The organism is Flavobacterium collinsii, assembly GCF_902804485.1.
GTDB classification, from domain to species: domain Bacteria; phylum Bacteroidota; class Bacteroidia; order Flavobacteriales; family Flavobacteriaceae; genus Flavobacterium; species Flavobacterium collinsii.
On the sequence record NZ_CADCST010000064.1, the window covers coordinates 1 to 16,166 of the forward strand.

Below are 16,166 nucleotides of genomic sequence, written 5' to 3' on the forward strand. Positions count from 1 at the left end.
TCATAGTTCCTTTCGAATATGATGACATCGATCCATTTAACCATGAATTGGCTTCAGTAAAAAAAAACGGTAAATATGGTTTCGTAAATAGAAAAGGAAAAATAGTAATTCCTATTCAATTTGATAATAATAGCGATTTTACAAACTCTGGATTAGCACTTGTAGAAAAAAATCATAAGTTTGGATTTATAAATCAAATGGGAAAAGAGATAATTTCAATCAATTATCAAAATGCCAACGAAGCCACATTCGATAGTTTAATTACATTGAACAAAAAAGGGAAATGGGCATTTTTCGATAATACGGGAAAACAAAAAACAGATTTTATATATGATGAAATTTTTGTAACGGACATTAGTTTAAACGGAGAAAATGGAAGTACCTTTTGGAAAAATGGATTGATTTTTGTTCGGAAAAATGGTCAAACTGCCTATTTAGACAAAAATTTAAAAGAAGTAATTCCTTTTGGAAAATATGATTTAGGAGAAAAATTTAATCAAAACAGAATTGCAATTGTTTCTAAAAATCATAAATATGGAATAATAAATGAATTTGGAAAAGAAATACTTAAATTAGAATATGATACATTAGAACATCCTGAAGAAGATTATCATGAATCTGAAATCTTTGAAGGGAAAAATAAAAATCATATCACTTTGTTAGACAAAAGTGGGAATAAAATCTACGACAAAATAAAAAATTACCGCTTTGATTTTAGTCGTCTGGGCAAAAAAGTGCATAGAATCTATATCATTCAAAATTTAAAAAAACAATATGGTGTAGTCGATGGTCAAGGAAAAATAATAGTTCCTTTTATGTATGATGCAATTCAAGATTTTAACGGAGCAGCAAATACCGTAGTTGAACTCAAAGGAAAATCTGGCATTATTAGTTCAGACAACAAAATTTTATATCCTATAGAAAATGAAACAATAATGACTGGGAAAGATCTCAATTATTATATCATAAGCAAAAACAACAAAGCAGGAATTATCGACAAAAATCTAAAAACAATTTTAAATTTCGATTATCAGGATTTGTCACCCTGTTTTTATGACGATAAAAACTTTTTCATAGCTAAACAAAATAGTAGATATGGCGTTATAAATAGATTAGGAAGAATAATTATTCCTTTTGAATATAGTGAAATGTCAAATTGGGTCGAATACGGTCCAGGTTCTAATTATCATTTTGTAACAAAAAACGGCAAGGAAGGATTAATTACTAAAGAAGGAAAAATAGTTATTCCGGCTATTTATGATAATTTATTTTACAACGATGACAACACAATTATTCTTTGTAAAAATGGTAAATATGGCGTTGTAAACATTCATAATAAAAATATAATCCCTCTTGATTATGAAAAGATATATACTGATTTAGCATTTACATCAAAAAGAAATGCAACTGAATTTTATGTCAAAAAAAACGGAAAGTATTTCATAATAAACAATAAAAACAAAATAATTAAAGCGAATATCTCTAAACAAGAAGTTGAAAAGAAATTCTCTTATTTAAATTAAAAAAAACACTTGACAAAAGAACGCATCATATTAGGTATTGACCCCGGAACAACCATCATGGGTTTCGGATTAATTAAAGTCACTAATAAAAAAATGGAATTTCTGCAGCTTAACGAATTGCAGCTTTCCAAATACGACAATCATTACCAAAAATTAAAAATCATATTTGAGCGTACGATCGAATTAATAGAAACACACCATCCGGACGAAATTGCGATTGAAGCTCCTTTCTTTGGCAAAAACGTTCAATCGATGCTGAAATTGGGTCGCGCACAAGGCGTAGCAATGGCAGCAGGGCTTTCGAGAGACATTCCCATCACTGAGTACGAACCTAAAAAGATCAAAATGGCGATTACCGGAAACGGAAATGCCAGCAAAGAACAGGTCGCAAAAATGCTCCAGCAGCTTCTTGGACTAAAAGAATTACCCAAAAACCTCGACTCAACAGATGGTCTTGCGGCTGCCGTTTGTCATCATTTTAATTCCGGTAAAGTTATTGCCGGTAAAAGTTATTCAGGTTGGGATGCTTTTGTGAAACAGAATGAAGAACGAATTAAAAAATAGTTTTCAGTCGCAGTCACAGTCTACAACTAAAAAATACTGAGACTGAAAACCGGGACTGAAAACTGAGACTAAAATCATGAGCGGTATTTACATCCATATCCCTTTTTGCAAGCAGGCTTGTCACTATTGTGACTTTCATTTTTCAACTTCAATGAAAAAGAAAGACGAAATGGTTTTGGCTTTGGCCAAAGAAATCGTCATGCGAAAAAATGAATTAAAATTTATCGATTCTACCCAAAGTAACGACCAGATTGAGACTATTTATTTTGGAGGCGGAACCCCATCCGTTTTGAGTAATGCCGAGATAAACTTTTTAATCGATACCGTTTACAACAATTATAATGTTGTTGAAAATCCGGAGATAACACTCGAAGCAAATCCCGATGATTTGTCTCCCGAGCGAATTCTCGAATTATCTAAAAGCCCTATAAACCGCTTAAGTATTGGAATCCAATCATTCTACGAAGAAGATCTAAAAATGATGAACCGTGCCCATAATTCGGCAGAAGCGATAAATTGTTTGAAAGAAGCAACCAAATATTTCGATAACATTTCACTCGATCTCATCTACGGAATCCCTGGTCTGACTGATGAAATGTGGAAAAAAAATATTGAAACAGCGTTGTCCTTTGGTATTCCGCACATTTCGAGTTATGCCCTGACGGTAGAACCCAAAACAGCTTTAAAAAAACTAATTGACACCGGTAAAATTGCAGAACCACAAGACGAAGCCGCTTCCAATCATTTTATGATTCTGGTCGACACACTTGAAAAAAATGGTTTTGTTCATTACGAATTATCCAATTTCGGAAAGGAAAATTATTTCTCCAAAAACAATTCGGCTTACTGGCTCGGTAAAAAATACATCGGAATTGGCCCTTCGGCGCACAGCTACGATGGTGAAAAAAGAGGTTGGAATGTGGCGAACAATTCCCTTTACATCAAATCAATTCAGAATGACGAACTTCCAATAGAAACTGAAATTCTGTCTAAATCTGATCGTTATAACGAATATATTATGACGGGCTTAAGAACGATTTGGGGCGTTTCCTTAGATCGGATTGATGCTGAATTTGGCTCAGATTATCTGGATTATCTCCAAAAACAATCTCAGAAATTCCTAAACGATGATTTACTTTTTATCGAAAACAACATTCTAAAACCAACCGCAAAAGGAAAATTTTTAACGGATGGAATTGCAAGTGATCTCTTTTACTTAAATTTAGAATAAAAAGTTTAACCGCAAGGTTCGCTAAGGTTTACGCAAAGAGCGCAATATAATTAATGTAAGAATAAAACTACTTTTATTTTTTTGTACTACATTTGAGTTTTACTATTTAAAATTAAAACTCATGTCAGAAAATGAATTATCAAGAATTGTGTTTGATTGTGCCTTAAAAGTTCATCAAACTTTAGGTCCCGGACTCTTGGAAAGTGCTTACGAAGAATGTCTGGTCTATGAATTAAAAAAGACTGGTTTAGAAATTGAAAAACAAAAACCTTTACCTTTAATTTACGAAAAAGTAAAGTTAGATATTGGTTATCGACTAGATATAATAATTGAAAATAAAGTAATTTTGGAAATAAAATCCGTCGATGCTTTAAATGAAATTCATTTCGCCCAACTATTGACCTATTTAAAATTAACAAATTGTAAATTAGGTTTATTAATAAACTTTAATGTAGTTTTAATAAAAAATGGGATACGCAGAGTTGTAAACAAGCTTTAGTATTTCTTGAATAAAAATTAAAAACGCAATAATTTTAAGCAAAAAACCTTGCGATCTTTTGCGTAAACCTTAGCGAACCTTGCGGTAAAATGAAAGCAAAAATAAACACCTTCGAAATCGACTTATCAAAGCCCATTGATATTTCAATCCCGTTAACGAATACAGACGAAAACCCAATTGCCTGGTATATCGAAAAACCAGTTATTGAGCCCGTAGTTTTTGGCGATTGGATCGGAAAGGTTTCGGAAGGAAAATCATCTACTAATTTTAACAATATCTTCTTCAATCCACATGGTCACGGAACACATACGGAATGTTTGGGGCATATCACAAATGATTTTTATAGTATCAATGAATGTTTAAAACAGTTTTTCTTTTTGGCTCAACTAATTACCATTGAACCTGAAAAAATTGGTGATGATTTCGTGATTACCAAAAATCAGATTTTAGATGTTCTTAGTGGAACAACTGAGGCTTTACTTATCAGAACACTTCCAAACCAAAAAGATAAAAAATCAAGAAAATACTCGAATACAAACCCGCCCTATTTATCTGAAGAAGCGGCAATTTTCATTCGCGAAAGCAAAATTCAGCATTTGTTAATTGACTTACCAAGTGTGGACAAAGAACATGACGAGGGAAAATTACTGGCTCACAAAGCTTTTTGGAATGTAAAAGATACGCTTCATCTGAACGCTGACGCAAGATTAAATGCAACGATTACCGAAATGATTTTTGTTTCTGATGAAATCAAAGATGGCGACTATATACTAAATCTTCAAATTGCTTCGTTTGAAAACGATGCAAGTCCAAGTAAACCAATTTTATATAAAATTTAAAGTTTGCCCCGAATTATACAAATTCCCTCGAATTAATTCTTTTTTTGATAAGCATAAAAATTAGTGTAATTCATGGCAAAAAACGACAGCTTATGATAACCGTTTCGACCGATAAAACTAAACTTGATGTTCCGTTTATACAAAATTTCCTGAAGGATATTTACTGGGCTGCCGGAAGAACTATTGAAGAAGTTCAAACTACAATAGCCGCTTCTGTTTGTTTTGGAATTTACCTTAACGACAAACAAATTGGCTTTGCAAGAGTTATTACAGATTATGTGGTTTTTGGATATGTAATGGATGTTTTTATTACCGAAGAACAGCGTGGCAAAGGGTATTCGTCTGTTTTAATAGAAGCGATGATGAATGAGCCTATTCTAAAAGACATTCAAATATGGAGATTAGCGACTACTGACGCTCATTTTTTATATGAGAAATTTGGCTTTACCGCCTTGCAGCATCCCGAAAAAATGATGGAAAAGAAAATAGTATGAAAACAATAATCAAACTTGAAGAATTAGGAATGTTCGTTCTCGGAATCTATCTATTTAGCCTTTTAAACTATCATTGGTGGTGGTTTTTAGTCTTCATTTTGGCTCCTGATCTTTCGATGATCGGCTATGTATTTAATTCTAAAATTGGAGCTTTTTTGTACAACTTATTCCATCACAAAGGACTCGCGATCTTAGTTTATATAGTGGGTTGTTATTTAAAAATTGAATACATTCAGCTTATCGGAGTTATTTTATTCTCGCATGCTGCAATGGATCGTTTTTTCGGTTATGGTTTGAAATATCAAAAAGGTTTTAAGTATACACATTTAGGTGAAATCGGTAAATAAAAAATAATATGAATCTGGAAACGTACTACGAATATTGTCTTTCAAAAAAAGGGGTTAGCGAACATTTTCCTTTTGACGAAGACACCTTGGTTTTTAAAGTTGGCGGAAAAATGTTTGCATTATCCTCCTTATCACAATGGGAAAAAAATGAACCTTCGGTTAATTTAAAATGTGATCCGGAACGCGCTCAGGAACTAAGAGCCGAATATGACGAAATCAAACCCGGATTTCATATGAGTAAAGTGCATTGGAATACCATTGCTCTTAATGGTAATTTACCGACCTCTTTCATCAAAGAATTGATCGATCACTCGTATGAGTTGGTTTTCAAAAGTTTGACAAAGAAAATTCAGAATGAAATTATCGAATTAGAAAATTAGGCATTACATTTGCAGCATAAGACAAAAAACTTAGCAACACAGTTACAGTGTAACTTAGCAATTTATCAATCATGAAAGAACAATTTAAAAAATTTCTGAACGAAGAACAAGACCCTAAAGCGATTGAAAAAATCACTTCAAAACTCAATGATTTATTGATGAAAAACGAAGAAGTTGGGTACATCGCGGTTCAAAAAAAACCAGCAATTACTGTTTTTCCGGATAGCATAATCTTAACCAATAAACGTATCATTATTTGCAAACCTAAAAACTTAGGTCTTTCGATGGATTTTACAGATTATACCTGGGATGATATTGCAAGCACTTTTGTAAAAGAAAACATTTTAGGTTCTGAATTTTCATTTGGCACCAAAACAGATCTGGCAATTTCAATAGATTATATTCCGAAAACTCAGGCAAGAAAAATTTATACTTATGCTAAGGAACAATTGGATTTATTGAAAAACCCTGTTGCTACTGAAGCTCCTGCAGCAGAACCAGTACAAATCGTCGAAGATGATTTTGAAGACGACGTAGAAGAAGTTGAAACGGAAGAAGTTACCAGTTTTGCCGAAATTTTACCTGCGACAACTCCTTATGAAACTTTTGAGCCTATTCAACCCACTCAGGCTTCCACCGGAGATCGTAAATTGAGCGACTTGTCTAAAGAGGAACTTTTTGACAAACTGCAGAATTATAAAAAACTGCTTGACAATGGTTTAATCATGCAGGGAGAATATGACACTTATAAGAAAGAAATTTTAAGCTATATGTAAGATGTAGTTTGTAAAATGTGAAAAGTAAACTGTAAGATATTAGTTGACTTCTTACTCAAAATTAAAAAGCCTTAAGTTCAGATAGAACTTAAGGCTTTTTTACGTTTTAAAGATCATTTTTGCATCTTACTTTTCACATTTTACTTCTTACTGATCACATTTTACAAAGTAGCTTTCTGTTTCTCTACAAAACTATTAGACTGCAATTCGAGTAATTCCTTTGCGTTTTTACGCTGCAAATCGTAGAGGCCTCTATCTCCGGCAATATCAGCATAAACTTTATCGTGCATTTCGGCGCTGGTTCTAACCAATAATTCACGTTGGTATTTGTTTTGCTCCAAAGTGGCTTTCATTGCTGTTTCGGCTTCTTCCTGTTTAAAATCAAACTCGCCTTTAGGGGCTAATAATTTCGCTATAATCGGAGAAGTTTCGATTGCTAAAAACAATAACATTATAAAAAAAGACGGCAGCCACGGTAACTTATTCAGTGCATTGATACGCGCCATTAAACCATCAAAACCTTCAATGATGGGCTGCGTTTGAGTGACTTTTTTATCCAAATCTGCCTGCAATTGTTTTCCCGCTTTTTCTTTCTCGGCAATTTTGGCTTCGTTAGTAGTCTTTAATGCTGCAAATTCTTTTAGAGCTGCATCGTGTTTCTCTCTCTTTTCTTTATAAACCGGTCCTTTTCCAAGCTTTTTGGTTCCTGAAGTTCCTTCGGCTTCTGTGATATAAGTCGAATACAAATCATTTACTTCTTTTTCTTTTTTCAGAATATCATTTTTCAACCCTGCAATCTCAGCCTTATTTTTATCTAAATCCGATTTGAAATAATTACCCACCTGCTTTTTGTTTGCCAATTCCATTTCATTTTTTTCTTTCAATAAAACAGTATTGATTTCTTTTTCGAAGATTTTAATCTCCAAAGGCTTCGAAATTACAATTGCAATAATAATTGCCAGTAGGATTCTGGGAGTCGCCTGAATAAATTCATCCATAAAACGATCTCTTTTTTTAATCGTCGAAACTATAAATCGGTCCAGATTAAAAATGAGTAAACTCCACACAAATCCAAAAATTAAAGCCGGATAAATAGAGTCAAAAACAGTAAAAAGTGCATAAGCACTGGCCAGAAAAGCCATAACTGCAGTAAAAAAAACGGTGGCGCCAATACCAACATATTTGGTTTGTTCGCCTTCTGAACAGCCTTCGAGCAGGTCCCGATCGACTCCTGAACAGAGGATAAAAAATTGTTTTAACATGATTGATGATTTTTGATTGATGATTATTTTATCAACTCGTCCTTTGGACTTGTGTGATACGGCAAATTTAACGCCAAAAAATTAAATTCTAAGTTAAATAGTTCATTTGTTTTGAGTTGGCTTCCTAAAAAACATTTTTACAATAAATGTTACTTTAACATTAATCTATTTTTAATGTTGGATACGAATCATAACACTATGTTAATTTTTTTCAAGTCCTTTAATAACATTTAGGTTCTAGTTTCGCAGCAAATCAAACTAAAACACAAATGAAAAAGATTTACTTAATAGTAACATTCCTGTTTTTAGCCTTGTCAGGTTATGCCCAAAAGGCTATAATCTCAGGAAAAATATTAGATACTGATGATAAGCTTCCTTTACCGGGAGCAATGATTCAAATTGTAGGTGAAAATAAATATACCGTTTCAGATTACAATGGTCATTTTGAACTGCTTAACATTAATACTGGTACCTACCAGTTGCAGGTAAAATATATTGGATACACTGCCATCACAAAAGAAATTACGGTTGAACAAGGTAAAAATAACGTGATTGATTTTGCGCTTAAAACTTCCGGAACCGAGTTGAACGAAGTAGTGGTTGGAGACATTTTAAAAGGTCAGGCAAAAGCTTTAAATCAACAAAAAAACAACAAAAATATCGGAAACGTAATTTCATCTGACCAAATGGGACGTTTTCCGGATGCTAACGTTGGAGATGCTTTAAAGCGTGTTCCGGGAATTACCATGCAAAACGATCAGGGTGAAGCACGTAACATCATTATCCGAGGCCTTGCTCCATCATTGAACTCGGTTACTCTAAATGGAGACCGAATTCCATCGGCAGAAGGAGACAACAGAAATGTACAAATGGATTTGATTCCGTCTGATATGATCTCGACAATTGAAGTCAACAAAACTCTGACTCCCGATATGGACGCAGATGCTATTGGAGGTTCTGTAAATTTAATTACAAGAGCTACACCAAACGGAGAGCGAATCTCTGCTACGCTGGCAGGTGGTTATTTACCAATACGCGAACATGCTTCCTACACCGCTGGATTGGTTTATGGAAATCGTTTTTTAGACAATAAACTTGGAGCTGTTTTTAGCGGATCGTATAACAATGTAGATTACGGATCTGATAATATCGAAAACGAATGGGTAAAAGATAAATTCGGGAATGAATATTTACAGGCATCAGAGATTAGAAAATACGATGTACAGCGTATTCGTCGCAGCGGATCTGTGGCGTTAGACTATAAATTTGATGAAAACAATACCATTTTTGCCAACGCTATTTACAACTGGAGAGACGACAGAGAAAACCGTTTCAGAACTACTTACGATGATATCCAGCCAATTTATAACGGTCAGCAAATTACTGCATTTAAAGGACGTGTAAAACGCCAGACGAAAGGCGGAGTAGATAATGACCGCAACAAAAACAGAAGATTAGAAGATCAGCGCGTTCAGAATTATTCGATTCGTGGAGAGCATTTAATCAACTCTAAACTGGACTTAGACTGGTCTGCCAATTATGCAAAAGCCAGAGAATACCGTCCGGAAGAGCGTTATATCGAATACCGTCAGAAAGGTTTAGATATGACTCAGGATCTATCAGACATCCGATTTCCTTTAATCACAACAACCGGCGAGGCTCTAAACAAATTCAAATTTCAAACGGCTACCGAAAATACGAATGAAACCAGCGAAAGTGAATTTGGAGCAAAAATTAATATCCGTTTCCCTTTTACAATTATTCCTTCTGAAAAAGGAAGATTGCGAACCGGAGTTAGACTTCGATTGAAAGAAAAAGAAAGAAACAATAATTTCTTTGCTTACACACCTATCAACACGGATATGGCTTTACTTTCGCAAGTTCCAGATAGCTATTACGACGGTCAAAACTTTAATCCGGGAAGCAAATATGTACCGGGGAGTTTTGCTTCGACTAACTTTTTAGGAAGTTTAGATTTAAACAATACCGCATTATTTAACAAAAAAGCGGATCCCTCAGAATTCCTGGCTGTAAATTATAATGCCAAAGAAAACATTTATGCCGCCTATGTAAGATGGGATCAGGATTTTAACGATAAGCTATCTATGGTTTTAGGTTTTCGTGTAGAAAACACTCGTATTGATTATACCGGAAACCGCGTCTTGGATGAAGAGAAATTAGAGAACCAAATCAATACGACCAACTCTTATACTAATTTATTGCCAAGCATCTCTTTCCAATACAATGCTACCAAAGATTTAGTTTTAAGAGCGGCTGCTACTACAGCTTTGGCAAGACCGGACTATTATGCACTGGCTCCGTATGTAAACAATATTGCTGCCGAAAAAGAAATCATGGCAGGAAATCCAGATCTTGACGCTACCTACTCTTACAATTATGATTTTATGGCCGAAAACTATTTCAAGTCGGTTGGATTAATTTCGGGAGGTGTTTTCTACAAAAAACTAGACAACTTTATTTACAATTACAGTGACAACCAATACACTGCTGCAAAATTTGCTGCAGATTTCCCAAATCAGGTAAATCCAATTCCGGCAGGTGAAAACTGGTCATTTTTACAATCCAGAAACGGAGAGACCGTTGATGTTTATGGTTTTGAAGTCGCTTTTCAGCGTCAGTTAGACTTCCTTCCTGGTAAATTTCTTAAAGGATTTGGTATTTATCTGAATTACACTTATACCAAATCTAAAGCAAAAGGGATTGCAGATGAAGATGGAAACGAAAGAAACAACATCAGTCTTCCGGGGACCACTCCACACATGTTTAACGGCTCTTTATCTTGGGAAAACAAACGTTTTTCTGCCAGAGTTTCAACCAATTTCACTTCCGATTATTTAGATGAATTAGGTTCTGAATCTTACAAAGACAGTTACTATGATAAACAATTTTTTGTAGATGCAAATGCTTCTTTCAAAATCACACCTAAGCTTCGTCTTTTTGCTGAAGCGAATAACTTAACCAATCAGCCGTTGCGCTACTATCAGGGTGTTCAAGCACATACCAAACAAGCAGAATACTATCAGGCCCGATATAATTTTGGTTTGAAACTTGACTTGTAATACACTATTTAAAAATCATTACATTGGACAGAACTTAACGGTTCTGTCTGATTGTATTAAAATAAATCCATAATGAAAAATAAAACGATACTAGCCTTTTTACTTTTAAGTACTTTATTCATTGCTTGTAAAGAGGACAAGCTGGCACCTGTTGCTGCAAATGCTGTAAAACCAACCGTTATTACCGAAGCCTTACCTCACGACACCGACGATCCTTCAATCTGGATTCATCCAACCGATCCTTCTAAAAGCATCATTGTAGGCACTGATAAAGATTCAGACGGCGCTTTGTACGCTTTTGATCTAAAAGGAAAAATCATTGCAAAATCTGAAGTTTTAAAACGTCCTAACAATGTTGATATCGCTTACGGTTTAGTCGTAGATGGAAAAAAAATCGACGTTGCCGTAACTACAGAACGGGAATCAAATAAAATAAGAATCTTTAGTCTACCAGATTTAAAAGCTATTGATAATGGCGGAATTTCTGTTTTTGAAGGCGAAGCATTGCGCGACCCAATGGGAATTGCTTTGTATACACGAAAAAGTGACGGTAAAATTTTTGCTATCGTAGGCCGAAAATCAGGACCATCAGGAAGCTACTTATGGCAATATGAACTTTCGGGAAATGGAAAGTTTGCTACAGCAAAAGTCGTTCGAAAGTTTGGCGCATACAGCGGAAAGAAAGAAATCGAAGCTATTGCGGTTGACAATGAACTAGGAACTGTTTTGTATTGTGACGAACAATTCGGAATTAGAAAATACAAAGCCGATCCGGCTTTAAAAGACAACAAAGAACTCACAATTTTTGGTAAAACAGGTTTTAAAGCGGATAATGAAGGAATCGCAATTTATAAAAAAACAGATTCTACGGGATATATTTTAGTTTCAAACCAACAAGCAAATACTTTTATGGTGTATCCGAGAGAAGGAGCAAATGGAAATCCGAATAACTATCCTCTATTAGCAGAAATCCCAACATCGACTATAGAATGCGATGGTGCCGATGTGACCAGCATAAATTTGGGAGGCAATTTTAAAAACGGCCTGTTTGTAGCTATGAGCAACGGAATGACGTTTCATTACTACGCCTGGGATTTGATCCAGAAACGTATCGATGAGAAGAAATAAGTTGGCAGTCGCAGTTGGCAGTCACAGTTGGCAGTCGCAGTCGCAGTCGCAGTTGGCAGTTTCTTAACTGAGACTAAAAACTGAGACTGAGACTGAGACTGAACACCGAGACTGAGACTGAATACTAAACAAAAAAGCTGTTCATAACGAACAGCTTTTTTTAGTTTGAATTAGTAATCTTCCTTATTCTATAATCGGTGCGCCAGCCAAAATTTCGGCATTAGCGAATTCTTCAAATTTGGCAAAATTAGCTTTAAATTTCTGAGCCAATTCAACTGCTTTTTTATCGTACAATTCAGGATCTTCCCAAGTATTTCTTGGATCTAAGATTTCATTTGGAACGTTTGGACAAGTTTTAGGCTGTGCAATTCCAAATACTTTATGATTTTTAAAGGCAACGTTATCCAATTCTCCGTTTAAGGCAGCAGTAATCATTGCACGTGTGTATTTTAATTTCATACGGCTTCCTGTTCCGTAAGGACCTCCCGTCCAACCTGTATTGATTAACCAAACTTTTACATCAGCTTCTTCCATTTTTTTAGTTAGCATTTCTGCGTAACGTGTTGGATGTAATGGCATAAATGGTGCTCCAAAACAAGCTGAGAAATTAGGTTGTGGTTCTGTAACTCCTGCTTCAGTTCCTGCAACTTTAGCTGTATATCCTGAGATAAAATAGTAAGCAGCCTGTCCCGGAGTTAGTTTTGAGATTGGAGGCAAAATTCCGAAAGAATCAGCCGTTAAGAAAAATATATTCTTAGGATTATGTCCAATAGAACCTGGCTGAATATTGTCGATATGAGTGATTGGGTAACTTACACGAGTATTTTGAGTGATTGAAACATCATCGTAATCTACTTCGTTTGTTCCCGGTTTGAAAACCACGTTTTCTAAAAGCGCTCCTTTTTTGATCGCTCTAAAAATGTCCGGTTCATGTTCTTCTGTAAGATTAATTACTTTTGCATAGCAACCACCTTCAAAGTTGAAAACAGTATTTTCTGCAGTCCAACCGTGTTCATCGTCTCCAATTAACTTACGTTGCGGATCTGCTGATAAAGTAGTTTTTCCTGTTCCTGATAATCCGAAGAAAATTGCAGTATCTCCAGCTTCACCAACATTGGCACTACAGTGCATTGGTAATGTATTTTTGAAAACCGGAAGAATGAAGTTTAAAGCAGAGAAAATTCCTTTTTTCATTTCTCCAGTATAACCTGTTCCTCCAATAAGTGCGATCTTTTTAGTAAAATCTAAAATAGCAAAATTAGACTGACGTGTTCCGTCTACAGCTGGATCTGCCATAAAACTTGGAGCACAAACTACTGTCCATTCCGGAGTAAAATTAGCTAATTCTGACTCTTCTGGTCTTAAAAACATATTGTAACAAAACAAATTAGACCATGCTGTTTCAGTAACAACGCGAACATTTAGTCTGTAATTAGCATCCGAGCAAACATAAGAGTCACGAACAAAAACTTCTTTATTCGATAAAAACTGCGTTACCTTGTTGTATAATCTTTCAAAAGCATCCGGTTCAAAAGAAATGTTTACATTTCCCCACCAAACCTGATCTCCGGTAATACTATCTTTTACAATATAACGATCCTGAGGAGAACGTCCTGTAAATTCGCCCGTATTAATTGCCAATGCTCCCGTGGAGTTCTCAACACCTTGACCTGATTGCAAAGTGATCGCATGCAATTCATCTGCAGATAGTTGATAGCGAACTTTTGCATTTTCAATTCCTAATTCTTTCAGCGAAATCGATTGCGTGAAAACTGTGTGACTGTCCATAAATTTTTAGTTGTGTGTGATGTTTAAGAGAAGCAAAATTATATAATTTATTATTAAACCATTAAAAAAATTTAAATTTCACTTTTATTTATATTAATTAAGTAAAATTTAACCTTCCAAAATGAATAAAACAAAAAAATAAGTGCCTCTAATTCATTTTCTTATATCCCTCTAAATGAATTTGTTATATTATTCTCACATTAAAGTAAAAAACAATAGAAACTCACATAAACAAGATTATATGTTATTTATGAGACAAAATTAAAGATTAATTTTTAGATAGAATTTTTTATTCGGTATTTTATGATTTTCTCCTCAAAATCGTAACAAATAACAACGCCCAGGCAATAATTAATAAAAAACCACCCACAGGTGTTGCGAATACGATAATTTTAAAATCAAAAACAGTGAAGCTTTTTGTGGCTAACAAATAGATAGATCCGCTAAAAAGAAGTACACCGGCAACAACTAAATTATAGATTGTTTTAACCGTTTTTTCGGCAATATCTTTTCTGGTCGAAAGAAAAAGTAAAAACAAAGCATGGTACATTTGGTAACGAACGCCAACTTCAAAAGTGTTTAATTCTTCTACAGATAAGTATTTCTTCAGTAAATGCGCACCAAAAGCGCCTAAGATAATAGCCAACATTCCCATAAAAGCTCCTGCCAAAACAATTCTTCTTTTCATATTTTCTATACTTTCGATTCTCACACAAAAATACTTCAATCGTACTTAAAAAGCATTTTACTTTTGAAAAATATTTTTCAGAAAAAAGAATTCCCCGTTTTTTGGCATTAAAAAAAAATATCCAATATTTTTCCGAAATTAAAATTGTTATATATTTAACATTTTAATATATTTGTGTTATAAATATAAAATATGAGAAGCATTTTAATCATTGGAGCCGGTAGATCTGCGTCGTCCTTAATACGCTATTTACTAGCAAAATCAGAGAGTGAAAACCTACATCTTGTTGTAGCAGACCTTTCTTTGGCCTTAGCCGAAAAGAAGACACAAAAACATCCTAATGCGACTCCAATTGCTTTAAATATTTTTGATACCGAAGAAAGAAAAGCAGCAATCGAAAAAGCTTCTATCGTAATCTCGATGCTGCCTGCACATCTACATATCGAAATCGCCAAAGACTGTCTTCAGTTTAAAAAACACCTGGTTACTGCTTCTTATATCAGTGATGCTATGCAGGCACTGGACGAAGAAGCCCGAAAAAACAATTTGGTTTTCATGAATGAAATTGGTCTCGATCCCGGGATCGATCACATGAGCGCCATGAAAGTCATTGATGAAATCAGAGCCAAAGGTGGCAAAATGCTGCTTTTTGAATCATTCTGTGGTGGCTTAGTAGCCCCTGAATCCGACAACAATTTATGGAACTATAAATTTACCTGGGCTCCTCGAAATGTCGTTCTTGCGGGACAGGGAGGCGCAGCAAAATTTATTCAGGAAGGCACTTATAAATACATTCCGTACAGCGCATTATTTCGTCGTACCGAATTTCTGGAAGTAGAAGGCTATGGAAAATTTGAAGCTTATTCCAATCGGGATTCTCTTAAATACAAATCGGTTTACGGTTTAGACAATGTTTTAACGTTGTACAGAGGAACCATCAGAAGAGTTGGCTTCTCGAAAGCATGGAATATGTTTGTACAACTAGGTATGACAGACGACAGCTACATTATGGAAAATTCCGAAAACATGAGCTACCGTCAATTTGTGAATTCCTTTTTACCATACCACCCAACCGATTCTGCAGAAATTAAAACACGACTGATCTTAAAAATTGATCAGGACGATATAATGTGGGACAAACTTTTGGAACTGGATCTATTTAATCCTGACAAGAAAGTAAACCTACCCAATGCCACTCCTGCACAGATATTAGAAAAAATACTATCCGACAGCTGGTCTTTAGAACCTAATGATAAAGATATGATTGTCATGTATCATAAGTTTGGCTATGAGCTCAATGGAGAGAAAAAGCAAATTGACTCAAAAATGGTTTGTATTGGAGACGACCAAACCTATACCGCAATGGCAAAAACCGTTGGATTACCGGTGGCAATGGCAACACTGTTAATTTTAAATGGAAAAATCACAACTCCGGGCGTACAACTCCCTATAAAAGAAGAAGTTTATCTGCCAATTTTAAACGAGTTAGAAGAACATGGGGTTATTTTTAATGAACAAAAAATGCCCTATTTTGGATATAATCCGGATTTGTTCTAAGATCCGGGTT

15 protein-coding genes are annotated in these 16,166 nt (G+C 34.8%); 12 read left to right on the forward strand and 3 right to left on the reverse strand.

All coding sequences use genetic code 11. The features are described 5' to 3' along the window. The 9 genes from FLA105534_RS04225 to FLA105534_RS04265 form a co-directional block, all read left to right on the forward strand. A partial coding sequence (locus FLA105534_RS04225; protein WP_173964792.1) for a WG repeat-containing protein occupies positions 1 to 1,523 on the forward strand: 1,523 nt, incomplete at its 5' end. A gap of 9 nt (positions 1,524 to 1,532) precedes the next feature. Further along, a complete protein-coding gene (ruvC, locus tag FLA105534_RS04230; RefSeq protein ID WP_173964793.1) occupies positions 1,533 to 2,087 on the forward strand; it encodes a crossover junction endodeoxyribonuclease RuvC in 555 nt (184 codons plus the stop codon). Positions 2,088 to 2,163: 76 nt separating this feature from the next. After that, entirely contained in the window at positions 2,164 to 3,318 is a 1,155-nt protein-coding gene (gene hemW, locus FLA105534_RS04235; RefSeq protein WP_173964794.1) for a radical SAM family heme chaperone HemW, read from the forward strand. A gap of 121 nt (positions 3,319 to 3,439) precedes the next feature. Beyond that, on the forward strand, positions 3,440 to 3,817 hold the full coding sequence (locus tag FLA105534_RS04240) for a GxxExxY protein (protein ID WP_173964795.1): 378 nt from the start codon (positions 3,440 to 3,442) through the stop codon (positions 3,815 to 3,817). A gap of 89 nt (positions 3,818 to 3,906) precedes the next feature. Continuing rightward, positions 3,907 to 4,656, forward strand: a complete 750-nt coding sequence (locus FLA105534_RS04245) for a cyclase family protein (protein WP_173964796.1) — start codon at positions 3,907 to 3,909, stop codon at positions 4,654 to 4,656. Positions 4,657 to 4,748: 92 nt separating this feature from the next. After that, entirely contained in the window at positions 4,749 to 5,150 is a 402-nt protein-coding gene (locus FLA105534_RS04250; protein ID WP_173964797.1) for a GNAT family N-acetyltransferase, read from the forward strand. Continuing rightward, positions 5,147 to 5,497, forward strand: a complete 351-nt coding sequence (locus tag FLA105534_RS04255; RefSeq protein ID WP_173964798.1) for a DUF4260 domain-containing protein — start codon at positions 5,147 to 5,149, stop codon at positions 5,495 to 5,497. Before FLA105534_RS04250 ends, FLA105534_RS04255 begins: the two co-directional genes overlap by 4 nt. 8 nt (positions 5,498 to 5,505) lie before the next feature. Further along, positions 5,506 to 5,877 (forward strand): MmcQ/YjbR family DNA-binding protein, encoded by a 372-nt coding sequence (locus FLA105534_RS04260; protein WP_173964799.1) that lies wholly within the window; start codon positions 5,506 to 5,508, stop codon positions 5,875 to 5,877. Between the two features lie 71 nt (positions 5,878 to 5,948). Beyond that, positions 5,949 to 6,653 (forward strand): PH domain-containing protein, encoded by a 705-nt coding sequence (locus tag FLA105534_RS04265; protein ID WP_173964800.1) that lies wholly within the window; start codon positions 5,949 to 5,951, stop codon positions 6,651 to 6,653. Between the two features lie 161 nt (positions 6,654 to 6,814). On the opposite strand, the gene FLA105534_RS04270 is transcribed toward FLA105534_RS04265, so the two are convergent. Further along, positions 6,815 to 7,915 (reverse strand): DUF4407 domain-containing protein, encoded by a 1,101-nt coding sequence (locus FLA105534_RS04270; RefSeq protein WP_173964801.1) that lies wholly within the window; start codon positions 7,913 to 7,915, stop codon positions 6,815 to 6,817. 269 nt (positions 7,916 to 8,184) lie between these two features. On the opposite strand from FLA105534_RS04270, the gene FLA105534_RS04275 reads away from it, so the two are divergent. Both FLA105534_RS04275 and FLA105534_RS04280 read left to right on the forward strand, forming a co-directional pair. Next, positions 8,185 to 10,995, forward strand: a complete 2,811-nt coding sequence (locus FLA105534_RS04275; protein WP_173964802.1) for a TonB-dependent receptor — start codon at positions 8,185 to 8,187, stop codon at positions 10,993 to 10,995. A gap of 72 nt (positions 10,996 to 11,067) precedes the next feature. Continuing rightward, a complete protein-coding gene (locus FLA105534_RS04280) occupies positions 11,068 to 12,123 on the forward strand; it encodes a phytase (RefSeq protein WP_173964803.1) in 1,056 nt (351 codons plus the stop codon). Positions 12,124 to 12,306: 183 nt separating this feature from the next. Here FLA105534_RS04280 and pckA read toward each other — a convergent pair whose 3' ends face one another. Together pckA and FLA105534_RS04290 are read right to left on the reverse strand one after the other, a co-directional pair. Beyond that, a complete protein-coding gene (pckA, locus tag FLA105534_RS04285; RefSeq protein WP_173964804.1) occupies positions 12,307 to 13,911 on the reverse strand; it encodes a phosphoenolpyruvate carboxykinase (ATP) in 1,605 nt (534 codons plus the stop codon). A 301-nt stretch (positions 13,912 to 14,212) separates the two neighbouring features. Beyond that, a complete protein-coding gene (locus FLA105534_RS04290) occupies positions 14,213 to 14,599 on the reverse strand; it encodes a DUF423 domain-containing protein (protein ID WP_173964805.1) in 387 nt (128 codons plus the stop codon). 192 nt (positions 14,600 to 14,791) lie between these two features. On the opposite strand from FLA105534_RS04290, the gene FLA105534_RS04295 reads away from it, so the two are divergent. Beyond that, positions 14,792 to 16,156 carry a saccharopine dehydrogenase family protein gene (locus tag FLA105534_RS04295; protein WP_173964806.1) on the forward strand — a complete coding sequence of 455 codons (1,365 nt, stop codon included), beginning with the start codon at positions 14,792 to 14,794 and terminating at the stop codon, positions 16,154 to 16,156. The last annotated feature ends 10 nt before the right edge of the window (positions 16,157 to 16,166 follow it).